General features: G+C 40.2%; 19 protein-coding genes. 16 read left to right on the forward strand and 3 right to left on the reverse strand.

Translation table 11 applies throughout. The features are described 5' to 3' along the window. Positions 1–30 precede the first annotated feature (30 nt). The 9 genes from KMW37_RS10180 to KMW37_RS10220 all read left to right on the forward strand — a co-directional run bounded on the left by KMW37_RS10180 (position 31) and on the right by KMW37_RS10220 (position 9,670). Positions 31–576, forward strand: coding sequence for a porin family protein (locus tag KMW37_RS10180; protein WP_215224507.1), 546 nt, complete (start codon positions 31–33; stop codon positions 574–576). A 134-nt stretch (positions 577–710) separates the two neighbouring features. Continuing rightward, positions 711–2,675 (forward strand): ComEC/Rec2 family competence protein, encoded by a 1,965-nt coding sequence (locus tag KMW37_RS10185; RefSeq protein WP_215224508.1) that lies wholly within the window; start codon positions 711–713, stop codon positions 2,673–2,675. Positions 2,676–2,730: 55 nt separating this feature from the next. After that, positions 2,731–3,507, forward strand: a complete 777-nt coding sequence (locus KMW37_RS10190; protein WP_215224509.1) for an enoyl-CoA hydratase/isomerase family protein — start codon at positions 2,731–2,733, stop codon at positions 3,505–3,507. Further along, positions 3,449–5,431: a RecQ family ATP-dependent DNA helicase gene (locus KMW37_RS10195; protein ID WP_246581429.1), complete on the forward strand. Its 1,983-nt coding sequence runs from the start codon at positions 3,449–3,451 to the stop codon at positions 5,429–5,431. The genes KMW37_RS10190 and KMW37_RS10195 overlap by 59 nt, the downstream gene beginning before the upstream one ends. Then, entirely contained in the window at positions 5,428–6,033 is a 606-nt protein-coding gene (locus KMW37_RS10200; RefSeq protein ID WP_215224510.1) for a hypothetical protein, read from the forward strand. The genes KMW37_RS10195 and KMW37_RS10200 overlap by 4 nt, the downstream gene beginning before the upstream one ends. After that, positions 6,014–6,565, forward strand: coding sequence for an NUDIX hydrolase (locus KMW37_RS10205; RefSeq protein ID WP_215224511.1), 552 nt, complete (start codon positions 6,014–6,016; stop codon positions 6,563–6,565). The genes KMW37_RS10200 and KMW37_RS10205 overlap by 20 nt, the downstream gene beginning before the upstream one ends. 208 nt (positions 6,566–6,773) lie before the next feature. Then, the gene (locus tag KMW37_RS10210; protein ID WP_215224559.1) at positions 6,774–7,454 is read left to right on the forward strand and encodes a tetratricopeptide repeat protein; all 681 of its coding nucleotides are present in this window, start codon (positions 6,774–6,776) and stop codon (positions 7,452–7,454) included. Further along, a complete protein-coding gene (locus KMW37_RS10215) occupies positions 7,454–8,416 on the forward strand; it encodes an L-threonylcarbamoyladenylate synthase (RefSeq protein ID WP_215224512.1) in 963 nt (320 codons plus the stop codon). Before KMW37_RS10210 ends, KMW37_RS10215 begins: the two co-directional genes overlap by 1 nt. 54 nt (positions 8,417–8,470) lie before the next feature. Then, the gene (locus tag KMW37_RS10220) at positions 8,471–9,670 is read left to right on the forward strand and encodes a phosphoglycerate kinase (RefSeq protein WP_215224513.1); all 1,200 of its coding nucleotides are present in this window, start codon (positions 8,471–8,473) and stop codon (positions 9,668–9,670) included. 83 nt (positions 9,671–9,753) lie between these two features. On the opposite strand, the gene KMW37_RS10225 is transcribed toward KMW37_RS10220, so the two are convergent. The 3 genes from KMW37_RS10225 to KMW37_RS10235 form a co-directional block, all read right to left on the reverse strand. After that, positions 9,754–10,116: a septal ring lytic transglycosylase RlpA family protein gene (locus tag KMW37_RS10225; RefSeq protein WP_215224514.1), complete on the reverse strand. Its 363-nt coding sequence runs from the start codon at positions 10,114–10,116 to the stop codon at positions 9,754–9,756. An 85-nt stretch (positions 10,117–10,201) separates the two neighbouring features. Then, positions 10,202–10,954 (reverse strand): peroxide stress protein YaaA, encoded by a 753-nt coding sequence (gene yaaA / locus KMW37_RS10230; protein ID WP_215224515.1) that lies wholly within the window; start codon positions 10,952–10,954, stop codon positions 10,202–10,204. Between the two features lie 4 nt (positions 10,955–10,958). Further along, on the reverse strand, positions 10,959–16,601 hold the full coding sequence (locus KMW37_RS10235; RefSeq protein ID WP_215224516.1) for a gliding motility-associated C-terminal domain-containing protein: 5,643 nt from the start codon (positions 16,599–16,601) through the stop codon (positions 10,959–10,961). Between the two features lie 80 nt (positions 16,602–16,681). Here KMW37_RS10235 and KMW37_RS10240 point away from each other — a divergent pair, with 80 nt between their 5' ends. The 7 genes from KMW37_RS10240 to KMW37_RS10270 all read left to right on the forward strand — a co-directional run bounded on the left by KMW37_RS10240 (position 16,682) and on the right by KMW37_RS10270 (position 25,296). Then, on the forward strand, positions 16,682–17,731 hold the full coding sequence (locus tag KMW37_RS10240; RefSeq protein WP_215224517.1) for a PorP/SprF family type IX secretion system membrane protein: 1,050 nt from the start codon (positions 16,682–16,684) through the stop codon (positions 17,729–17,731). Positions 17,732–17,743: 12 nt separating this feature from the next. Further along, positions 17,744–18,976: a M48 family metallopeptidase gene (locus tag KMW37_RS10245; RefSeq protein ID WP_215224518.1), complete on the forward strand. Its 1,233-nt coding sequence runs from the start codon at positions 17,744–17,746 to the stop codon at positions 18,974–18,976. A gap of 163 nt (positions 18,977–19,139) precedes the next feature. Then, positions 19,140–20,678: a M81 family metallopeptidase gene (locus tag KMW37_RS10250; protein WP_246581438.1), complete on the forward strand. Its 1,539-nt coding sequence runs from the start codon at positions 19,140–19,142 to the stop codon at positions 20,676–20,678. Positions 20,679–20,902: 224 nt separating this feature from the next. Further along, complete coding sequence (locus KMW37_RS10255; protein WP_215224520.1) at positions 20,903–22,195, forward strand: hypothetical protein; 1,293 nt, start codon at positions 20,903–20,905, stop codon at positions 22,193–22,195. Positions 22,196–22,213: 18 nt separating this feature from the next. After that, the gene (locus KMW37_RS10260) at positions 22,214–23,257 is read left to right on the forward strand and encodes a phosphotriesterase family protein (protein ID WP_215224521.1); all 1,044 of its coding nucleotides are present in this window, start codon (positions 22,214–22,216) and stop codon (positions 23,255–23,257) included. A gap of 19 nt (positions 23,258–23,276) precedes the next feature. Beyond that, the gene (locus KMW37_RS10265) at positions 23,277–24,083 is read left to right on the forward strand and encodes an Nmad3 family putative nucleotide modification protein (protein ID WP_215224522.1); all 807 of its coding nucleotides are present in this window, start codon (positions 23,277–23,279) and stop codon (positions 24,081–24,083) included. 118 nt (positions 24,084–24,201) lie between these two features. Next, positions 24,202–25,296 carry a lipid II:glycine glycyltransferase FemX gene (locus tag KMW37_RS10270; RefSeq protein ID WP_215224523.1) on the forward strand — a complete coding sequence of 365 codons (1,095 nt, stop codon included), beginning with the start codon at positions 24,202–24,204 and terminating at the stop codon, positions 25,294–25,296. Positions 25,297–25,304 lie beyond the last annotated feature (8 nt).

Raw genomic sequence — 25,304 nt, forward strand, 5'->3', positions numbered from 1 at the left:
TATTTAGAATCAATTATTTAATTTATCCATATGAAAAAGTTACTACTAGTTTTAATGTTTTTTGGGTTTTTCTGGCAGGCAAAGGCCCAATCAGATGAAGAGTATAATAAAAGTGAAATTAAACTTAACATCCTCAATACGATTGTTCAAGGATCTGTAGAGATTGGTTACGAATATTTTGTAGAGAAGAATCAATCTATTGGTGTTGAATATCTTATCAATGACCGTTTTGGATATAATTCTGAGAATGACTCCAAAGAATATAATACCAATAGCTTATTGTTTTCCTATAATTTTTATTTCCTGAATGATTACAGTGATGGGAGCCTTTATGTGTATCCTTTCTTCAAATACCGTTTTGGGGATTTTCAGGAAGTTGGTGAGAATAATGAATTGATGGAAACCGATATGAACAGTGCCATGCTTGGTATTGGAGCCGGGTATAAATTTGTTCAAGGTGATAAATTCGCTATTGCTCCCTACGTAAATATAGCCAGGGGCTTTAGTGATGAAGTCAAAGACAGGTTTTCTGCTGTAGAATTAAATGCAGGTGTAAGTATTGGATATCGATTCTAGTACTTTAATCAGTAAAAATAATTATTAAGGCTGTTACAAAATGATCTTTCAAGGATTCATTTTGTAACAGCCTTTTTTTTAATGACTTGAGATTTATTAAAGGACTTCTTAAATTACAGGTAAACTTTTTTATTATGAAATTTAATGAATTCCCATTTTTACGCTACCTCGCTTTTATGGCACTGGGTATTATTAGCTATCCAAACATTCATTTTTTTAATACCGGTCAGCTTGCATGGTTTATTGTCCTGCTATTACTTATTTACCTATTAATTTCTCTAGGACTGTTAAGTAAAAAAGGATTTAAGAATCAGTGGGGATTCTCTTGTCTGGCTTATGTCCTGCTAATTATTTCAGGCTATTATTTGGCTTTTCATGCAGATGAGCGAAATGTGCAAGATCATTTGAGTCACTTTCAGGATGTGAAGGGATATATGACGGTGGTTCTGGAATCAGATCAAAAGAAGGCCAACTCTTTTGCGAATAAGCTGGAATTGAGGAAGGTGAAAACCCTAGATGGATTTTACAATGCCAGTGGTGGGGTAATTATTTACCATCAAATGGATTCAGCCCTACAAATTGGAGATGTGCTATGGGTGGATGGCAGTCCAGATAAATTACCTGCACCAAGTAATCCCGAAGAGTTTGATTATAGACGATTCTTGGCCAATAAACAGGTTTATCATAGTCAATTTGTAGGCAAGGGATTAGAGGTTTTGGGCAGAGTAAATGAAAGGCCAATATATTCTTGGATAAGTGGAATCAGGAATAATGCCATGCTGGCGATTGACAGGAGTATTAAGGATGAGAAGGCTGCCCAAGTTTTGAAAGCCTTTTTGCTAGGTGAAAAACAGGACTTGGAAGAAGAACTAAGCGATGCCTATGTTAAGGCAGGGACCATGCATATTCTTGCGGTTTCTGGTTTGCATGTGGGAATGATTTATGGCTTCTTTTTTCTTTTCTTTAAACCCATGCAATCCTCCTCTCGGAAACGTTTGGTGTTATTGTGCATCATCGTCATGTTAATCTGGGGCTATGCGCTGCTAACTGGCTTGTCCCCCTCTGTGATGCGGGCAGCAAGTATGTTTACGCTTTTATCTTTGGCACAAGTGATTTCGCGATCACCATCCATCATCAATTCACTGGCCTTGTCTGCGGTTATACTAATGGTCTTTCAGCCATTTATAATTTACGAAGTGGGGTTTCAACTTTCATACGCTGCTGTGCTGGGGATAGTGCTTTTACAACCAAAGATCAGTGGGATGTGGCTCCCAAAGAATAAATTTTTGTATTATTTATGGGAGATCAGTACAGTGAGTATTGCCGCTCAATTGGCCACATTTCCTATTTCAGCCTATTATTTCCATGTTTTCCCCAATTATGGTTTGTTGGCGAATTTATGGGCTATCCCAGGTGCGTTTTTAATTATGGCTTTGGGCTTGCCATATTTGTTGTTATTGCTTCTAGGACTTTCATCTCCACTTTTGGCAGGTCTACTGGAAGCAGTGGTCAGTATTTTGAATTACCTTATATTCAGCATTCAGGACTTGCCTTTTGCCCAAACAGAAGGGCTCTATATGAGCTTGGTCGGGATGCTATTGTTTTGGTTAGGGGTAGTTTGTGTGTTTTACCTTTATGAATTCAAAAGAAAGATTTATGCTTTTATGTTTCTGGTCTTATGCTTTATAGGTGTGACCCATCATCATCTGGGATGGTTCTTGAAAACTCAAAAAAACGAACTCTATGTCTATTGTCTCAATAAGGGGATAGCTATTGACTATTTCAGCAAAGGGCAATATTATAAATTCAATTGGGATTTGCCATTGAAGGAACAAGTGTTCAAAGTAGACCCTCATAGGGAATCCTTAGCAAGCCAAAGTATTTATGAGCTAAAAAGTCAAAACATAGGATCTCACAGACTGGTGTTTTTGCCAAATGGAGAGACACTTTTAGTAAATAAGAATTACCTTAATATTAGTGATGTCAATACCAATGAGCTGTTTTATTTTGATAAGGAAAACTGGAAGGTTTTGACTCATAGGGATAGCCTAAGGCTAGGGGAGAAAGCCTTCAAAATTATTTTAAGCTCAGAAAATTAAATTTTGGAAGAACAGTTTACTCCACCTATCTTCAACTATCCAAGACAAAGAAATTATGGGAAATTACGTTATCATAGAAAAGCTGGGACGGATAGGCTATGTCATTATGAATAGGCCAGAAAAAAGGAATGCGCTTAATGGAGATATGGTTAAGGGTTTGATAGAGGCGTTTGACCAGATCGAAAAGGATAGTGAGGTGAAAGTAGTTGTGTTAAAGGGGGAGGGTAAAGTATTTTGCTCCGGTGCTGATCTGGAGGATATCAAGAAGATGCAAGTCAATAGTTTTGAGGAAAACCTGTCAGATAGCGAGCATTTAAAGAGTTTGTTTTATAAGATTTATACTTTTCCGAAAGTGGTTATAGCCCAGGTTCATGGACATGCTATTGCAGGTGGATGTGGATTAGTTTCGGTATGTGATTTTTCATTTGTAGTTCCTTCTGCTTTTATGGGCTATTCTGAAGTTCGAATAGGATTTGTTCCTGCCATGGTATTGGTATTTTTGTTGAGAAAAATCGGAGAAGGCGCAGCCAAAAGTTTACTTTTGGGAGGAGAATTGGTGCCGGGAGAAAAAGCGAGAAAATTAGGCTTGGTAAACGATGTGTTTGAGGCAGAGGAATTGGAAGAGAAAGTGAAAGAATTTGCAGAAGGTTTGGTGAAGCAAAATGCTGGTCAGTCGTTGGCCCTCACCAAAGAAATGATTGCAAAAGTTCAGGAGATGGGCTTGGAAGAGGCTTTGGATTATGCTGCCCAAATGAATGCCAAGGCCAGGGAGAATGAAGACTGCAAAAGAGGGATTGCTGCTTTCCTGGAGAAAAAGTCAATTGAGTGGTAAGTTGAAAACAAAAGCATTATCTGTATTAAAAAAAGTCTTCGGTTATGATGATTTCAGGCCGATGCAACAGGAAATTGTCCTTTCTGTAGCCAATGGAAAGGATACTTTGGCTCTGCTTCCAACAGGGGGAGGGAAATCCATTTGTTTTCAGGTGCCCGCCTTGATGCAAGAAGGAATATGCATTGTGGTCAGTCCCTTGATTGCCTTGATGAAGGACCAGGTAGATAATTTGCGACAAAGAGGGATATTGGCAGCAGCCATTTATTCTGGCATGCGCAAAAGAGAAATTGATACCACCTTGGACAATTGCATTTACGGGAATTATAAGTTCCTGTACGTGTCTCCTGAGCGCCTGCGTACAGATTTATTTATTGAGCGGTTTAAAAAGATGAATGTCAGTTTGGTCGCCATCGATGAAGCGCATTGTATTTCGCAATGGGGTTATGATTTTAGGCCTCCATATTTGGAAATAGCAAAATTAAGGGAATATCAACCTGATGTGCCTTTTATAGCACTCACGGCTTCTGCCACCCCAAAGGTAAGGGAAGATATTATAGGGAAACTAGGCTTAAGGTCCCCAGGCTTATTTGTGAAATCATTTGCCAGAAAGAACCTGAGTTATTCTGTGAGGAAGGTGGAAAATAAACTGGAGAAAGCCATTGAAATCCTGAAGAGGGTAAATGGTTCGGCCATTGTTTATGTAAGAAGCAGGAAAGGGTGTAAGGAATTGGCTGTAGCCTTATATCAACTGGGTATTTCAGCAACATATTACCACGCTGGATTGGACAAAGAAACCCGAGAAGTAAGACAGCTTGACTGGAAAAATAACAAAATAAGGGTTATGGTGGCCACCAATGCTTTTGGGATGGGGATTGACAAGCCAGATGTAAGGCTGGTAATCCATGTGGATATGCCCGAGAATTTGGAGAATTATTATCAGGAGGCTGGGAGAGCTGGACGTGATGAATGGAAGGCCTTTGCTGTCATACTTTATCATGATCGTGATTTGGAGCTTCTTCAAGAAAGGGCTGAGCAGGCCTATCCACCTATTGATTTTATAAAAAGGGTCTATCAGAGCTTGGCTAACTATTATAGGATAGCAGTGGGAAGTAGTTTGATGGTCAGCTATGATTTTGACATCACGGCATTCACTAATATTTATAATCTTGATGTACTATTGACCTATCACGCCCTTAAGATTCTTCAGGAGGAAGGTATGGTAGAGTTGAACGAGGGCTTTTACAGTGCCAGTTCCTTTCATTTTCTGGTGGATCAAAAGGAGCTTTATGGCTATCAAATTGCCCAAGCCAGTTTGGATCCTGTGATCAAGGTTTTGTTAAGAATGCATGGAGGAGAACTATTTACGGAGTATATCAAAATCCACGAAGAAAAAATAGCCAGTATCCTGAATATGCCTGAAGGGCACGTGGTAAAGCTCTTGGAGCGGATTGAAAACCTAGGGATAGGAGCTTATAATAAGAAAAAGGACAAGCCGCAGGTGACATTTTTAACGCCACGTTTTGATGCGGGAAGACTGCCGCTTAACGTAAAGAGAATTGCAGAAAGGCGAGAAAATAGTGTTTCAAAAGCTAAATCCATGGTTCAATATATTGAAAATGGAGTGCTGTGCAGAACGCTTCAGATTTTGTCCTATTTCGGGGAAGAGAAAGATGAACCTTGTGGTATTTGCGACGTTTGTTTAGAAAACAAAAAGTCCGGCAGTTTTGGTGGCCATCTTGACGAGATGAGAGTAAGGCTTGTGAAAACTTTAAATACCGGAGCTTTGTTTACCTATAAAGAGCTTTTGTCAGAAGCAGGATTGAGTAACGAGGATGATGATGCCTTGGAATTGCTTCGACAAATGGAAGAGGAAGGGCTTTTGATAAGCATGGAAGACGGAAGAATAAAGAAAAACGCTGAATGACATTTGTAGAAAATATCTTAAATAAGCTATTCCCAAAGCAAGGTGAAACCATTAGTCATAGGGAAAATGCAACGTACACCGCAGAGGACAAGGCTAGGGTAAGGCAATGGATGGACTCTGAAGAGGGGCGGAAGTTATTTGAGTCGGTATATTCAAATTACCATTTACAGAAGATAGGAGAAGAGATTAGCCCTGAAATTCAGGTCTATCGTTCTCCATATGCCAACGGAATTGCTGTTTTTTACGAATTCCCATTCAATTCTGAAAATTTTTACCAACTTTTCTTTGCTTTTGGCGAACGAATGTTAGATTTAGGATATGATCGCGTGAGTATTGAACGATCTGTTCAAGAAAAGAAACAGGGAATCAATATTACGGAGAAACAATACCTTAAGCCCAAGCCAACCTTAATGGCGGATCAAACGGACCAGCTTTTTGGGAATGTTACGATAGAAAAAGTGTTGGTCAATCACCAACCTCAAATGATCAAAATCCTGGTTACGGTTTATTCTGATAGACTGTATACAAAAGCCAAATCGTTTGATTCCTTTATTGAAGCAATGTTTAATTACCCTACTAAAAATGAACAGAGAAGGACTTAAGAAAATACTTAACAATTATCGGACACCTTTTGAGGAAGAAACATCCTTTATCAATGACTTCATGGCACTTACTGATGACCCTTTGGCCTTTTCCAGGGAAAGGGAGGAAGGGCACTTTACTGCCTCAGCTTGGATCGTGAATAAAACCAGGACCCATGCGCTTTTGACCCATCATAGAAAATTGAACCGCTGGTTGCAGTTGGGAGGTCATGCCGATGGAAATGAAAACTTGATGGAAGTGGCTATGACAGAGGCCAAGGAGGAAAGTGGCTTGATCTCTTTAAAGCTGGTAGACACTTTTATTTTTGATATAGACAAGCATCTGATTCCTGCTAATGCCAAAGATCAGCAGCATTATCATTATGATGTACGCTTTTTGGTGGAGGCAGCGATGGATGAGCCTTTGACCATCAGTGAGGAAAGCAAAGATTTGGCTTGGGTTAGTTTTGAAACGGTTCCTGATGTCGTTAACAGTAATGATTCCATTATTAGGATGTTAGAAAAAACCAGCAAATCAGAATTGGTTTATTAAATTCCCGCCTATTTCTAATTCCTGTTTAATGAAATTTACGGCTGGGGTCTGGTTATTTTCGAATGACGGTAATCAGTTGATTATAAGTGGCTGTTAGATATTTGGTAAAGATTAAACTAATAGTCTGCCAGATCATTTATAATTCTTATCTTTGTCTGAAAAATTACCAAAAGTGAGAAAATTACTAATATTGCCTTTGCTCATAGTGATGTGTTGGGCTTGTGCTCCTTCTGAACAGGAACTGTACGATGCAGGTATCAAAGAATTGCAAAGTGGGAATTATACTGAAGCGATCAGTTACTTTGATAAAGTGATCGCTAAAAATTCAGAAAATACCGCAGCACATAATGCAAGGGGGGTAGCTTTTTTTGAACTGGAAAAATGGGATGAAGCAATAGCTGCATTTCAGATCTCTATGGAAATTGATTCTACTTCCTATAAGCCATATTTGAATTTAGGCAATGCATTCCTTGAGAAAAAGGAGTTCAAAAATGCAGTCAAGAACTATAATATGGCTAGCTCTCTTGATCCCAATCAAACAGATATTTATTATAACCGTGGCCTGGCACTGCTAGGCATGGAGCAATATGAAGATGCTATACTGGATTTTGATATGGCCTTACAGGTGGATCCAAATCAGGTTTTGGTACATTTTAACCGAGCAAAAGCCCTATTGGGCAACAATAATCCCTTAGAAGCCATCAATGCTCTTGAAAAAGCTGTTGCGCTTGATGACCAAAATGGCCCTGCTTTTTATCTTCTTGGAGTTACACAAATGAGTGCTCTAGGCAAAAAAGAAGAAGGCTGTATGCATCTGAAAAGGGCCTTGAGCCTTGGATATACAGATGCTAAGGAATGGATTGATGAATTTTGTGATACGGATTCTTAATGACAACAATCGGAAAAGATATTATCAATGCAAAGGAGATCCTAGAAGCAGGAGATCTAGTAGGAATACCTACTGAAACGGTTTATGGTCTGGCCGGAAATGCCTTAAACCCCCAAGCAGTTAGTAAGATTTTTGAAACCAAAAACAGGCCAAGCTTTGATCCACTGATTGTGCATACAGGCAGTGTGGATCAGATAGCATCTTATACTACCGGATTGTTGCCAGAGCTGGCCGAATTGGCTGATAGGTTTTGGCCAGGTCCACTTACCTTATTGTTACCCAAAAAAGACATTGTTCCTGATTTGGTAACAAGTGGCCTGGAGCAGGTGGCAGTTAGGGTGCCAAGTCATCCTTTGACAAGAGAGTTATTATTATCCCTTGATTTTCCTTTGGCTGCGCCAAGTGCCAATCCATTTGGTTATATTAGCCCGACCCAAGCCTCTCATGTAGTAGATCAGCTTGAAGGTAAGATTCCTTATGTGCTGGACGGAGGAAAGTGTGAAGTAGGTTTAGAAAGTACAATTGTTGGGGTCGAAGATGGTCAAATTACTATTTATAGACTAGGGGGAGTGGAAGTGTCTGCTATCAAGGAAGTGGTAGGAAATGTGTTGATATTGCCACAGTCAAGCAGCAATCCTAAATCACCTGGGATGTTGAAAAGTCATTACGCGCCAAGGAAGCCATTTGTTTTAGGAGAATTGGATCAGTTGGTGCCCTATTATTTGGATAAGGGGAAGAAATTTGGTGTTTTGAGTTTTCAGAAAGCTTACGAGGGGGTTGCTGATGAGGATCAAATTGTGCTTAGTGAGCGAGGGGATTTTAAAGAAGCTGCACAGCAACTGTTTGCTGCTATGCGATACTTGGACCAACAGGATGTGTCTTTGATTTTGTCCGAGGAACTACCTGAGAAGGGGCTTGGAAAAGCAATCAATGACCGCCTGAGAAGGGCTTCAGCCAAATAGAATTATTGCAAATAGAATTAGAAATTAAAAAATCATATTAAAACCTATTTAACCATGAACAGTAGGATAAAATCTGTTGATAACCTTAGCTTTGAAGGTAAAAAAGCCCTAGTAAGAGTGGATTTTAATGTTCCATTGGACGGTGATTTCAATGTAACAGATGATACCAGGATCCAGGCAGCTTTGCCAACCATCAATAAAATATTGAATGATGGTGGTGCAGTGATATTGATGTCTCACCTTGGTCGTCCAAAAGAAGGACCTGAGGACAAATTCTCTCTAAAGCATATTTTGTTGGATTTGGAAAAGGCTTTGGACCGTCCTGTAAAATTTGCTCCTGATTGTGTTGGAGATGAAGCAAAGCAATTGGCAACAGCTCTTAAAGGAGGTGAAGTTTTACTTTTGGAAAATTTAAGATTCTACAAAGAAGAAACTAAAGGTGATGCTGAGTTTGCAAAGCAATTGGCTAGCCTTGGAGATATTTATGTAAATGATGCCTTCGGTACCGCTCACCGTGCGCATGCTTCTACAGCTATTGTAGCAGATTATTTCAATGATAAAGTATGTGGTTATTTGATGCTATCTGAATTGGAAAATGCCGATAAGGTATTGGGCAATCCAGTTAGACCATTCACTGCAATCATGGGTGGAGCTAAAATCTCTGATAAAATCTTGATCATTGAGAAATTGATGGACAAAGTGGATAACCTGATCATCGGTGGAGGTATGTCTTATACTTTCGCTAAAGCAAAAGGAGGTACCATTGGTGATTCTTTATTAGAAGAAGATAAAATGCCATTGACACTTGAATTGGTAGAAAAAGCTAAGGCAAAGGGTGTAAACCTTTATTTGCCTTTGGATAATGTGATCTCTACTGATTTTGCCAATGATGCTGAGCAAGGAACGTCTAAGAGCGGTCAAATTCCTGACGGCTGGATGGGATTGGATATTGGAGAAGAAACTCGCGCGCTCTTTGCGGATGTAGTTAAGAAATCTAAGACTATACTTTGGAATGGCCCAATGGGAGTATTTGAAATGTCTAGCTTCGACAAGGGAACCAAAGCTATTGCTGATGCAGTAGTTGAAGCGACCAAGGAAGGAGCATTTAGTTTGATCGGTGGTGGTGATTCTGCCGCTGCGGTGAACAAATTTGGACTAGGCGAAGATGTTTCCTTTGTGTCGACTGGAGGTGGTGCTTTGCTTGAATATATGGAAGGTAAAGAGCTACCAGGTGTAAAAGCTTTGGAACCTTAAGGGCTAAAAAATAGTAACTATAAACTGTTAGGGCTGTCTCAAAAGAGGCAGCCTTTTTTGTGCTAATACACTGATCATATGATTTAATATTTTAACCTCACAGGAACAACTCCTTCTTGGATCATATTGATTTTTCTGGCTGCTTTTTTTGAAAGATCGATTACCCGACCAGAAACAAAAGGACCTCTATCATTAATTCTGACTTTCACGGTTTTCCCGTTTTGAAGGTTTTCTACTTTGACCAGGGTGCCAAAGGGCAGGGTTCTGTGAGCAGCTGTTAATTCACTTGGTCTATAACGTTCTCCACTTGCAGTTTTTCTTCCGTTAAATTTATTGGCGTAATAGCTGGCAAGACCCTTCTCGCTTCTGCTGCCTTTATGAGAAATACTGGCACAAGAGCTGAGTAGGAATATGACTATTATTAAAAGGTTGAACTCTTTTTTCATTGATAAAAGGGAATACAATACTAAGGCCAGCAGGTTCTACAAAGTGCTTCTCCGCTGGCCTTACTTGAGTTAGGACTTCAATTACTTATCTAACGAAGATCCATTCATTTTCCTTGCTTTGAGGGGCAGAAAATTCATAGCCATCTACATTGAAGAGCTTGATTTGCTCGGGATCAGTAATCCGATTTTTGATGATATAGTCTGCCATTAATCCCCTGGCCTGCTTGGCAAAGATGCCGATTATTTTATACTTGCCATCCCTATGTTCTTTGAAGTTAACATCTATTATGCGTGATTTTAATGCCTTTTTATCAACGGCTTTTGCATATTCCTGCGAAGCCAGATTAACTATTGGTTGCCCCTTTGATAGCTCATTGAGTGCTTTAGAAATCTTTGTTCCCCAGTATTCATAGAGGTTTTTCCCTTTTTTATTTACTAGCGAAATACCCATTTCTAATCTATAAGGCTGTATTAGATCCATTGGCTTTAGCAAACCATAAAGTCCTGAAAGAATCCTAAGGTGCTCCTGCGCAAAGTTCAGGTCCTCTTTTGAATAATTTTCTACATCCATGCTTTTATAAACATCTCCTTTGAAGGCCAAAAGTGCTTGCTTGGAATTTTCCGGGTTAAAGTCAGCACTGAAATTTTGGTACCTTTTCTCATTGAGTTGGGCGATGTTTTCGCTTACTTTCATCAACTTTTGTATGTCTGAAGCGGACTTTTTTTTCATGATGGATACCAAGGCTTTGATATCAGATTTAAAATCAGGCTGGGAGGCCAAGGAAACGTCGGTGGTGCTAAGGTCCAGGGTCTTTGCTGGCGATATTATTGCAATCATATTTTTACTCAACTACTACTATAGCTTTTTTAATGGTTTTCTCTAAATTTTGGTCTTTGCTATAAAACTTGATTATAACAGGATAGGTTCCTACAGGTACTTTCTCACCATTTACTGTTCCATCCCATGTGCAGAAAGGCGAATTTTCAGGGACGTTTTGTTGGATACAATGTTTGATTAATTCGCCCCATCGGTTATAAATCAAAACACTGATTTCATCTACAAAGTCGTTGACGAAAACAACAAAGTTTCTTTCCGGATCCTCTGGGATTAGTGCGTCAGGGAAGATTATTCTTAGCCTACAGTCCTCAATTACTTCAAATGTTTCCACAAACAAACATTCTGCTTCATCTGTAAGCATTAAGGTATAATTTCCAGGTAATGTAGGGGTGAAAGTGGAATCAGTGCTCACCAAATCATCCTCTAAATACCATTCATAAGTTTCCCAAACACCCAGTGAATCGATGGTTTGGGTATATCCTTCAATAGCACAAATTGTATAGGAGCTTTCAAGGACTGGAGGAACTGATGTGGAGGTAACAACGTCTACTCTGCCTGTTCCCAAGGAGCAGATTTTTCCAAATGCCACATAAATCATTCTGACTCTATAAGTACCAGGTTCGGTAACGGTAATTTCGTCCATACCATCCAGACCAGGGATGTAGGTGCTGACATTGTTTTCATCAACAGTAAACCACACAGGTTCTGCATCCACACCTGGTGGAAGGTCATAGTTGGCTGTCAGGGTTGCGGTAGTAGCTCCAAAGCAAAATCCGCTGGTTATGGTCAATTCCACTTCAACTTCTTCAGGAATAGGGTCTACAGTGAATTCCAAAGGTGGCCTAGGACAAATAGTGCCATCTCTTGGTTGAACATCCAATGAATAATTTCCTGGGATATTAGGTGCAAAGGATTGATTTCTTCCTTCAATCTCACCAAGGGAATTTCTCCAGATATAAATATAATCCGCAGGATCAAATTCAGGGGCTATTTCAGCAGTATACCTTACCCCGTCCTCACAATCATAGTCAGGTTCTGGGAGTGAATATTCTACCTGATCATTAATGGTCAGGTTCATTTCCTTGGTATTAGGACAATCTTCACCAACAAGGTCTTCTCCGAGTATGGAGTATATACCACCCTGTTCCAAAATAAATAATCCATTGGGCTCAGGACTAAGGACGCTTCCATCAGGCGCTGTTATGGTATAGGCCACACCAGTTGTAGGTTCAGGACTAAAATAATATGCACCACAAGCAATAGGATCAATAGGGATAGAGAATCTAGTCAGTCTTTTACCTGGGATATTATGCATTTCTGGTGCTGAGACCGCGCATCCATTCGGGTCGGAAATTTCTACAGCATAATTACCTCCTCCAAGTGGGATCAGCACGCTGCCGTCAATGTCCCCAGAGTATTGGCTGCCATCAGCTTCTTTGGTGATTACATAGGAGCCAGTTTGAGGACTTCCTGTCAAAGTGATTTCCATGCTTCCATCTACTATCCCGTCTGGTCCACAAGTTTCTGGAGTTGTAGAGATTGAAAATTCAAATCCTGCAGGAGGATTTTCATTGGTAATATTGACGGTTTGGGCGAAGATACAGCCATTGTCATTGACGGCAATAACTGTGTAAATCCCAGGAAGAAGACTTTCGAAAGGCCCCAGGACATCATCTTGGCTCACATCAATAAATACCTCATTGGTCTCCACGATGGTCACTGTATCGGCATCAGCAAGCATGGTTATATCAAAGCTACCTTCAGGGCTAGCACAGTCGGTAGCAGTACTGATGACGGTGGTGGTAAATTCAGGAAGTGGAAGCACTAAAAGTTCTGCTCGTTTTTCAACGATACAGCCTGGTAAAATAGGATCTTCCACCTGAATAATGATATCATATGTTCCTGGTCCTGGAAGAGTATTTACATCCAATTCCAAGTCATAACCTGGCCCCAAAGCAACCGGAGGGTCATCGCTGCCCTGAAGTTGGTAGAACCATTGTCCGTCCACAGGTGAGTCGGGGGTAAACAGGATGGTGGTAGATTCATAGCAGGATTCAGCGGCATCTTGATTCAGTTCAAAATCAAATGCAGGTCCTGCAAAAATAGAGGAACTTGCTGGGCAAGAAAGGAAGGTGGAATCAGCACCTGCAGGTACGATATAGCTAACGGTAACGGTATATATACTTTCTTCGCTTATGTCAATGGAATTGGAATTTTCGTCACCAAGCAATTCTCCCGCTGCATTTTGCCACTCAAAAGTGTAAAGCCCCTCACTTGGGTCGTAACCATCTATTGCGGTTAGGGTGATGGTGTCTCCTGCACAAAATGTCACATCATCCTGAAGGGTAATTACCGGAGGAGCGACTACCTCAATTTCCATATTTCCAGAATAATAATTAGGATTGCCGCATCTTTCTACGTCCAAAAAGACTGTGTAGACACCTGCAGAGTCAAAACTGTATTCCATGTTTTGGAAATCGTCTCCCTCACCGCTGTATGAAAATACCGTGGCCCCATTACTATCAGAAATTGTCCAATCATAAAAGTCAATGTCTGGTTCACCAGCTCCTTCAAATTCCACAAGTGCAAGTCCATTTTCATCAAGACAAACCCTTTCAGGTCCTGATATTTCAGGATCAGGTACATTACTACCAGAATTTTGAACATAAGAAGGTAAACCCAGATTATTGGTGCCATTGGTGACTGGACCTTGCTCATTATAAAAACTTGGATTACAATCAGCTCCTGGCTGTATGGTACCTACCTGGGGAGCCCCGACTACTGAAACATAGATTTGTCCATCAGGTCCCATTTGAAGTGCTCCTAAGTTTCCACCGGCACTTCCCGAAAGGGTAGTTCTACTATCTTGGATACATTGTTCTATTTGGGCTTGGGTACTGGCTGATTCGAAACAACTTGGGCAAACACTGGTAATAGGGTTGTCCGGATCGGTGTCATCTGTTAGGGTAACTCCTTGAATAGGGATTTCTTCAATACCCTTGCCATTACGGTAGGAAACAAAGATTTTTTCACTGTCATTTCCAAATTCCAGTCCATATACCTCATCATCACAACCTAGGTCAATCGTTGCATACTCACTAAGCTCACCTGTTTGTTCATTAAAATCGAAGACATCAACCATACTACATCCATTGGCATCCACAATGGTTACCGCTAGTTTCTCTCCGTCGGGGCTGAATTTCATGGATCCCGTTCCAGTACCAAAATCATGGGAATTGCCCACTGAGCTATTGATAGATTGGCCAATACCCTGAGAAGTGATGGGGTAGGCACGGAAAGTATTATTGCCCAATTCATGAAACATCACCCAAGTGGTGTCTCCTGAGGCAATGGCTGCTGATTGTTCTGTGCCAGGGCTAAAGAGGAAATTATCTCCACTTACCACACTACCAACGCCCTGTTGATTTTCTCCCTTGATGTCTACCAGAGAAAATTTCACTTGGTTTCCGCCTCCAGAGGCTTCCTCTGTGGTTAATAGGTAATATAGTGTTTGTTCTCTTGGAACTTTTATAGCGATCACACTTTGAGAGGAATTATTGTCTCCCCCTATATCTTCCCCACCTTGCATGGGGTTACCATTCAAGTCCCAAACTGTTTTACCGTCAGTGTAGAAAAGAACCTGGCCTGACTGATCAGAAATAGTGGTGGTACCTGCTGGTAAATCCCAGGTAAAGCCAGGATCTTCGACTGGTCTAGGAACGGGGCCTTCGGGATCATCTGGATCCGGATTAAAGTCCAAGCCCGCTCCATCTCCGAAATACCAAATATTATTGGTTTGGTCATTCACTTTTTCATTGGCTACGGGGTCCCACATTTTAATGGTGGTCTCCGCATAGACATAACAGGAGGAGCCAGGTTCGCGGGCCAAGACCCAGTAAGTGCCAGGTTCACAAACCTCATTGGCACCTTCGCCTATCCAACCCTCTTCTTTTTTGTTTGACCAAAAGTATTCATAGTTGGAGCCACCATTTTGGCCTCCGCCACCGCCAGTTCCGGGGATGCCTATTCCACCTCCTCCGCCACCGCCAGAACCTCCGCCTTGGCCTTCTTCACCGGATTGGACATCCAGCATCTCATTAAGGTCCAGACAGGTCATACAGGTTGTGGTGTCAGAGGGCATAAAACTGGCCTGCAGGTTGTTTTCCTGAAAGGTAATTGGATAGGATACTGTATCAGCAGTTCCATCCTCTAAGGTGACTATAAGGGTTACGGTAATGTTCTGTTGACCAGTGGCATCTGCTGGTAAAAGCAGGTGCTCCTCAGTAAGTTCAAGTTCTATCACTTCTCCGTCCTGATCAGTAGGGGGAGGGTTTAAGATCCATTCGTATGAAGCCACAGGTACATTGGGAGGGGTTACCATGGAAGTGATCTGCAGTGGATTATTCATACAAGGCATCTGTGGGGTCCAAGTGAAATCTGCAGCTACATTTAAATTTAAGTTAGGAGCAAAAGTGGTAAAAGTAGTACCACAAAAATCCGCTCCTCCAAAAGGATCTTCATCGACCTCTAATAGTTCTAAATCTGGTTCATCAGGATTGGTAACTGTTCCTACAAAATAAGCATCGCTGCCAGTTTCCTTATAGATATAATAAAGTTGCCCATCAGGACCTACTTTCAGGTCGTGAACCTCTTCCACTGGGTTTTCTAATGGTACGAGTTCTGGTGTGGCATCAGGGCTTGATAGGCGGTAAAGGTTAGCTCCTTGACTATAATAAATATAGTCTCCAGAGGGAGTAACAGTCAATCCACCAAAGGGCTCGTTTCCGTTTCCTGCGGTTTGTGGCATTTCGTTCAGAGAGCCGAAAGTTCCTGTTTCCGTGTTAATATTGATAAAGGCCAAATTGCCTCCAGTGCCTTCAGGAACTAGAAACAAAGTCCCCCTGTTGACATTGGTGTTTTCTACAAAATAAGCGGCTTTTGGAGTAAAAGGAATTGAACTGGGAGTCCGGTCCGAGAAGACGCCTTCTTGATCCTGGATTTCCCGAGTAACCAAATCACCATTTTCAAAGCTGACCAAGAAGTTGATGTCACTGCTAGCGCCGGTTCCTGGCACAACTAATACAAAGCCTTGGGCAGGACCAATTACCCCTCCTTGGGTGACTGCCCCAGCTGGCGGTTGTCCAGTGGGAGCTCCACCTTGGTCATTCATGTCAACTATGGCATATTCAAGATTGCCTGAAGAGGAAAGGAAAAGGATATAAAATAATTGGTTTCCTCCATCAGGCTGATAATCCAATGGTGCAATGGCAATGGTTTGACGACCTGATTCATCTCCACCAAGTTCATTGCCAGGGAAATCAGGAAGTCCCTGGATTTGTTCGTTAAGATGATTATAAACTAATGCCCCATCTGTGTAAAATAGCATCTCTCCGGTAATGGGATCAATGGCCCCTGCAATGTTTCCGGTACCCAAGGGTTGATTGCCTGGTAGTGTTTCTACACTAGGGGTATCCCCTCTGCCAAAAGAAATATAATTATTTTGAGTACCTGCCCCACAGTATCCGAATATCCATTCGTTATTGTTATATCCCTGTGAAAAAATGTTGTTTGTGGTTAAAAAGAATAAAATTATCCCATAGCATATATAAATCAATCTGAAATTTATGTATATAGGAGTCCTTTTCATAATTTAACAGCTGATGTAAACAACACCCTTCCCAGGCAAAACGTTTATAATCTTAGTTATTCAAATTAACGAACAAATATTTGTTTAGGTCTTATATAAATATAGTTTTTTGCACTTTAGCATTCACGTTCATTACTAAAATAAGTTTTGGACAAGATCCTCAATATAGTCAGTATTATGCTGCCCCGCTTTATTTGAACCCAGCTTTTGCAGGATCAGATTACCAAACACGTATTGGGGCGAATTATCGCACCCAATGGCCAGGGCTGGACGCGCAGTTTAAAACATTTTCCGTTTATGCCGATACTTTTCTAGAACGCTATAATAGTGGTTTTGGTTTAATGATCATGAACGATGTAGAAGGGGCTGCAGATTTAAAATCCCTAACCATTTCTGGAATATACTCATATGAACTGAAAATTGCAGAATCTGTTTATTTTCGACCAGGATTTCAGGCTAGTTATATCCGTAGGGATATAGGGTATTTTGAGAATTTAATATTTGCCAATCAGATTAATCCTGAAGACCCTTTTGGTCCTTTATTGCCTGGTAATTCCAATTTAGCTGGATTGGGTGAACCTGTGAATTTGGTGTCCTTATCCTTTGGAGGATTATTTTATACCGAAAATCTATGGTTAGGAGCATCTGTGCACCATATCAATCAACCCAACCAGTCTTTTTTGGATGGGGAGAGTTTATTGCCAAGAAAATATTCAGCACATGCCGGATATAGAATTGGATTGGGGCATGGTGCCATGAAAAGGGATTTTACCCATACTTATAAACAACGGTATTTTGTTCCTACAGTCAACTATAAAAGACAGGGGCCGTTTGAGCAATTGGATCTGGGAGCTTATTTGTATGCAGAACCTTTAATTTTTGGACTTTGGTATAGAGGACTTCCTTATAAACCATTGAATAGCGAAAGTAATCGGGATGCCATTGTGGCTTTGGTCGGCGTTAGCCTTCCCTCAGGGCTGGATGTTGGTTATAGTTTTGATTATACCGTTTCGCAATTGGGGATTCAATCAGGAGGGGCACATGAGATAAGTATTTCCCTGAGATTTCCCGATAAGAACCCTGGCGCACCGAGGCTAAGAGATACGCTATTGCCATGTCCTAAATTTTAGTAGCTTTGCCGCATGAGCGCAGAAGGACTGAAATACCTAATGATTGGCCTGATCATAGCAGGCTTCATTTTTGATAAACTTACAAGTTGGCTAAATGTTCGTCAGCAAGTACCGGAAGTACCCAAAACTTTGACCAATCATTTAGATCAAGTTAAACTTCAAGAATCAAAAAACTACCAAAAGGTAAATTATAAGTTTGGGCTCTTAACTGGATTATTGTCGTTTATTATAACACTGATATTTCTGTATTGGGGAATTTTTGGGGCCTTAGATACCATAGTGAATTCTTGGCTTGAAAACCCAATTTGGCAATCATTGGTTTATTTTGGATTGCTTTATATCGGTTCGGATTTGCTTTCACTGCCCTTCGACTATTACCACACCTTTAGAATCGAGGAGGATTTTGGCTTTAACAAAACCAGTAGAAAGACCTTCTTTTTGGACAAGCTTAAGGGGTATGCCTTGGCTATAATAATTGGAGGTGGTTTACTGGCCTTTTTGCTCTGGTTGATCAATGAGCTGGGCAGTTCTTTTTGGCTGTATTTCTGGATAGTAGCCGCCTTTTTCATGGTGCTGCTCAATATGTTCTACACTTCCTGGATTTTGCCATTATTCAACAAACTCAGCCCTTTGGAAGAAGGAGAGCTGAAGGAAAGTATTATGGCCTATGCTGCTTCTGTGGGATTTTCTCTGGAGAATGTTTTCGTTATTGATGGCAGTTCCCGTTCAACTAAAGCCAATGCTTTCTTTTCGGGAATTGGCAAACAAAAAAAAGTGGTCTTATACGATACCCTGATTGAACAACACAGCAAAGAAGAGCTAGTGGCTGTTTTGGCACATGAGATAGGCCATTATAAGAAAAAGCATATACAGCAGGGCATGGTCATTAGTGTTTTGCAGGTTGGTTTGATGCTTTATATTCTGTCATTATTTGTAAACAGTGAAATGATCAGTTTGGCCATGGGAGCAGAAAGAGTTGCGGTGCATTTGAACCTGATTGGCTTTATGTTGCTTTTTTCTCCGATATCTACCTTTTTAGGTATTGGGATGAATGTTTTGAGCAGAAAAAATGAGTTTGAAGCTGATAGATATGCCAAAGAGACCTATGCAGGAGAACCTTTGGCAGCAGCCTTGAAGACCCTTTCAGTAAAGACCCTTAGTCAGATCAATCCACATCCTTTACATGTGTTTGTCAATTATTCCCATCCTCCATTGATGGAAAGGTTAGCTAAGTTAGAAGTCTAAGATTCAATTTTGTTTATTAATGGCTGTTAAAGTGAAGTTTAAGTAAGTGATAAAGAATGCGGTATTTTTGAAACATTTGGTAAAAATTTAATTAAATTGAATAAATTAATTAAAAACTTTACTTATGAGCAAACCAATTACCGCGACTACATTATTTTGTTTAATGCTTTTTGTTCTTGGGATTTCGAGTTGTTCTTCTTCATCAGAAAAAGAAGAGCAGGATTTACCAAGAATAGCCATAGCTGGATTGGCGATTGAATCCAGTACCTTTTCTCCTGCAGTGACTGAAAAAGATGCTTTCAAGGCGAGAAGGGGAGAGGAGATTTACTCTTATTATCCATTTATGTCAGAAGGTTCTGAAAACCGAAAAAGGGCTGATTGGGTACCGACTTTGAAAGGCCACGCCATTCCAGGAGGCATTGTGAGTAAGGAAGCCTATGAATCCTTGATGTCTGAAACCCTGACGATGCTCAAAGAAAATGGTCCATATGACGGCTTGTTTTTTGATATTCATGGCGCCATGAGTGTTCAAGGCATTGATGATCCTGAAGGAGATATGATAGAAAAGATCCGAGAGGTGATCGGGGAAGATGCCATTATTTCCACCTCAATGGACCTTCATGGTAATGTTTCACATAGACTGGCAAAGCATTCTGATATCATAACTTGTTATAGATTAGCTCCACATGAAGATGCCTTGGAATCTAAGAAAAGGGCAATGGATAATTTATTGGAAAGATTGGAGAGCGGAAAGGGTAAGCCTGCATATAAGGCCTATGTTCCAGTACCTATTTTATTGCCTGGAGAAAAAACTTCCACCCGAATTGAGCCGGGAAAAAGTCTGTATGAGCAAGTTGCTCCAGCGGCAGATCAAGAAGGTGTTGTGGATGCTGCAATTTGGATAGGCTATGCTTGGGCAGATGAGCCTAGAAATCATGGAGTGGTAATGGTGACAGGCGATGATAAGGAAAAAGTAGGCAGCACAGCTGAGAAATTAGCAGAAAGTTTTTGGTCAGTCAGGGAGGAATTTGACTTTGTCGCCCCTACTGCCAGCCTTGAAGAGGCTTTGGATGCTGCAGTAAAAAGCGATAAGGTACCATTTATGATCAGTGATTCAGGGGATAATCCAACTGCTGGTGGCGCAGGGGATGTTACTTGGACCTTAAAAGAAATATTGGAAAGGCCAGAATTTAAAAAGGAAGATGGCCCTTCATTGATTTATGCATCTATTCCTGGTCCAAAGCTAGTAGAGGCTGCCGAAAAAGTAGGGGTTGGTGAAGTGGTTGAAGCTCCTGTAGGGGCAGCTGTAGACGATCGATTTGCTGGTCCAATAACCTTGAAGGGAAAGGTGCTGGCCATAGAAAAAGGTGATAGAGATGCAGATGTAGAGGTTGTTGTAAAGGTAGGTTCGGTTAATGTGATTGTTACCAAAAAGCGTAAGCCATACCATCATGAAAGTGATTTCACCAATTTGGGTCTAAATCCTAAAGAAACAGATATTGTAGTTGTAAAAATAGGGTATCTAGTTCCTGAATTGTATAATATGAGAGCTGATTGGCTGTTGGCATTAACTCCAGGTGGAGTAGACCAAGATTTGATGCGATTAGACTATAAGCGCATCAAGCGTCCCATGTTCCCATTCGATCCTGATATGGAAAAGCCAGACTTATCTGCACAGTTTATTCCTTTATCTCATGAATAATCAATTGGATAAGAAGTAATTTAATTTGTCAACAACTCATAAAACCCCATTTCTGGATATAGAGATGGGGCTTTTTTATGATGAGTTTTCAAGATGATAGGGTATGCCAAATTAAACCTTTAATAAGGGGATGGAGGATTGATAGAAAAATTGTAACTTAAATGTAATGTGTAGATTTTCAGTGTTTTATTTCTTTTGTTAGCATTAATATTTTATAATTTTTTATGAAACAGGCGGTTCTAATTATTCATGGTATTGGAGAACAAAAGCCCATGGAAACCCTTAGGGGTTTTGTGACAGCCTTAGTAGGGAAGGAATATACTAGTGCTCCAGATTTGGTGGATGATACTTTTGAGCTGAGAAAGTTGAGTTATTTTGATGAAAAAGGTAATAAACCCAATACTGATTTTTATGAATTATATTGGGCTTACAGGTTTAGGGATTCAACATTTTCACAGGTTCTAAAATGGTTTGTTGGATTGATTCAATCTGAAAATATTCCAAAAAGATTTTATTTTATCAAAACAATTTTGGTTTTGATTTGCGTGTTTTTCTTTGTTGTAATTTTTCTATTAATGCTTAATTTTTTGTGGGGGCCAGAAAAGAGTGGCTCCGCTAACATCTTTAGTACGTACTCTTGGGAAACAGTAGCACTAATAGCGGAATTTATTCTTTCATTTGCTTCCTATTATTTCATAAAAAAAATAGCAATGACAGCAGGTGATGCTTCAAGGTATTTGAGTCCAGGCCCTGAGAATATCCAAGAAAGGCAGGCCATTAAAAAAGCCGGAATTCAAACCATTTATTATTTACATGAAAAAAAGGATTACGATAGGATTTTGTTGGTTGGGCATAGTTTGGGAAGTGTAATTGGATATGATATTCTTAAGCATGCTTGGCCAAAGTATAATCGAAAATTGGTGTTTGATTCACATAATACAAAAGACCATTTCAAGAGAAAGGCTGAATATCCATATAAGTTTCGCGATAGCCAATACCTCTATTGGTCAAGCCAAATCGGGCTGGACAAATGGAAGGTGTCTGATTTTATTACTTTGGGTAGCCCTCTTACCTATGCGGATTTTTTGTTGGCGGATAATAGGGAAGAATTTACACAAAGGATCATTCAAAGGGAAATACCTGTCTGTCCACCAGTGAAAGGTAATCTTGAGTTAGATGATAAAGATTATTTATTCCAATATGGTTATCTGGATGGTCAAAAAGTCATATTGCATCATGCCGCTCATTTTGCACTGACAAGATGGACCAATATATTCTTCGAAGGAGATATCTTAGGAGGAGAACTGACTTCTTTGTTTGGCAAGGGGATCATTGACAAGAAAGTAGAATTGATTAAAAAGTATAAAGCCGGAAGAACTAAAAAGATTGATGGAAAAATTTCTTCCCATACTAAATATTGGATGAATGGTGATATGTTGAAGAATGAATCCGTAGAGTTGCTTAAGCATATTATATTTAAGAGTGGAAAAGGTTTGAATAATGAGCGATCAATGTAAATAATGAAATAATGTTGAATGAAAAAAGAAAAGGTCAGTATTGGATGTCTCCTTGTCGCTGTTTGCTTTTTTATGTTGAAATGTACAGAAAAAAAGGCTGAATATTTTGTGCAAACAGTAAATGGTACGCTGAATATAGATACTTCAAAAGTATGGTTGAGTCATGAGCATCTATTGGTTGATTTTATTGGAGCTGACAGTATTCAGGATGATGATTGGGATGACACTGAAGTACTCCAAACCATGTTGCCCTATTTGGAAGAGTTGAAATTATATGATGTGAATTTTTTTGTCGATCCGACACCCAATTACTTAGGGAGAGATCCTGAGTTATTAAGGGAGCTTTCGCAACAGTCTGGGATAAATATCATTACAAATACTGGATTATATGGGGCTGTGGGGAATAAATATCTTCCAGATTTTGCCTTTGAGCTCAATGCTAAAGAACTGGCTGAAAAGTGGATTGAAGAATATAAAAATGGAATAGCGGATACGGGCATCAAGCCTGGCTTTATTAAGATCAGTGTGGATAATTTGGACGTTTTGGAATCATTGGATGAAAAACTGGTTGAAGCAGCCGCGCTTACACATTTAAAGACTGGTTTGACGATTGCTTCCCATACGGGTGCAACAAAGGCCCTTTGGCCTCAGTTGGAAATATTAAGAAAGAATAAAGTTTCTCCCACCGCTTTTGTGTGGGTCCATGCCCAGGCTGAATCGGAGATGCCAGAGTTTATGAAGGCGGCAGAGTCAGGTTGTTGGATCAGTTTGGATGGTTTGGGCTGGGAATTGGAAAAGCACCTTGAGAAAGTGATTTTTGCCAAGGAAAATGGATTTTTGGATCAAGTGCTGATTTCCCATGATGCTGGATGGTTTGATCCACAGAAAGATGAGCAGGAAATCGTCGCTTATACCCAGATTTTCAAAGAATTCCTTCCACAATTGAAATCAGCGGGATTTACTCAAAGAGAGATTGATTTATTACTTAAAGTCAATCCTGCAAAAGCTTTTGGGATTAAGATAAGGGAGGTTGATAGAAACGATCTTTTTGCACATTATTAATTAATTTCCACCTTTGTCCATGCGCATTATATTAAGCAGGAAAGGCTTTGATATGCAATATGGGGGACAGCCAAGCCCCATTTTGCCAGATGGTACTTTATTAAGTCTTCCTATTCCAGAAAATGCAGAATCCTTAACTTATAAGGAATTAAACCATAATGGACAAAGCTATTTGGATATTATCAAGGCTTTAAATCCAAAAAGCTCTATCACTGCTAAAAGCGGCTGTCATTTGGACCCGGATTTAATAAAAGAGACAATTTTTAGAGGGGAGAATTGGAGCCCACTATTTGGTCAAATAGGAGCTGCCCAAGGGCATTTAGCCAAAAGTGGTGTTAGCAAGGGAGACTTATTTTTGTTTTTTGGGACCTTTCGACAAACGGAAATGGTAAATGGGGTTCTTAGTTACGTAAAGAATGCTCCAGATGTGCATCTAATATTTGGTTATTTAGAAGTCGGGAGAATCCATGGTTGTTTTGAGGATTTTGAGGAACATTTGAAATATCATCCGCATGCTCAAGAAAGGTTTCGGGGAAGGGGTAATAACTGTATTTATGAGGCAAGTGAAAAGCTGAGTTTGCTACCGGAATTGTCAGGAGCCTCTGTTCTAAAATATCACGGTGACTTGCAACTCACCAAGAAAGGATATTCTAAGAGCAGATGGGAATTGCCAGAATTTTTTAGGGAGTTAACTATTAGCTATCACAGTGAAAAGTCTTTTAAGGTGGATTACTTCCAATCAGCAGCCAAGGGACAGGAGTTTGTTATTGAAGCCAATGGGGAGTTGATTGATTGGGCCAAGACATTAATTCAGAGAGGAACATGAATTTCTAGTTAGTGTCCCAAATAGCTTGATTTCTAAAGAGATTTAAAGGAAAGTCAGCCAAATATTTTTCTGTCCATAAGGCATTTTATAGTTTCGCAGCTTCATTAATTGAAAGGTGATGACTTGTACTGCGAAGAGAAAATCAGTTAATAATATCAGTGCTACCAATATTTTGCCCCAGACTCCCTTTTGGGCAAAGGTGAAGCATCAGCAAGGTTTTGTGCCAAAAGGCTTTGAGCTTACTGTATCCAAGGAACTATTGAATCCTTACAATGAGTCTGATCATAAGGTTCAAGAGGACTTATTGGTCTTGATTAAATATGTCAATGAGCAGGATTGCTTTGCCTATGTCCCTTATGGGCCAAAATTGGAACCTAAATTTGAACAACAAGGTTTGTTCTTGGAGAAATTATCAGAAAGCCTCAGGCCCCATTTACCTTCTAATTGCGTATTTATTAGATATGATTTGATTTGGGAAAACCAATGGGCCGATGAAGGGGAATACTATGATGGAAATGGTAATTGGCAAGGCCCGCCTTCTGCCCATACCCAGGAATTCAGGTTAAATTTTGGAACGGATAATTGGAAACTGAAAAAGAGCCCTGGAGATGCTTTGCCCAAAAATACTTTTTTTCTGGACCTTGAAAAGCAAGATGAAGAATTGCTTTACGATATGCGATACAATACCCGTTATAATATCCGCCAGGCATTTAAAAAAGGGGTAGAGGTAAAGGAGTACGGGGTGGAGATGTTGGATGAATGGTTTGGTTTGTATGAAGAAACGGGAATTAGGAAAGGGATTGAATATCAAAGCAAGGACTATTTTCTGGACCTTTTTGAGCATCAGGATGAGAATGTTAGGGTATGCTTGCTGATGGCGGAATTTGATGGGCAGGTTTTAGCTTCGATGTTTTTGGTTTTGTCCAATAAGCGGGCAACTTATTTATTCGGAGCTTCATCATCCCATCAGAAGCAGGCCATGGGAAGTTATGCTCTGCAATGGGAAGCAATAATACGGGCTAAAGCTTTTGGCTGTGAAGAATATGATATGTTTGGTTGTGCTCCCAATTTAGATAAGTCCCATCCTTTGCATGGGGTACATTTATATAAAAAGGGATTTGGAGGGGAAATTTATCATAGAATGGGATGTTGGGATTATCCTTTTAAGCAGAACGAGTATGAGTTGATCAGAGCCATGGATTTGAATAAATAATAAACGCC

Origin of the sequence: Echinicola shivajiensis (genome assembly GCF_018642165.1) — a bacterium.
Lineage (GTDB): Bacteria > Bacteroidota > Bacteroidia > Cytophagales > Cyclobacteriaceae > Echinicola > Echinicola shivajiensis.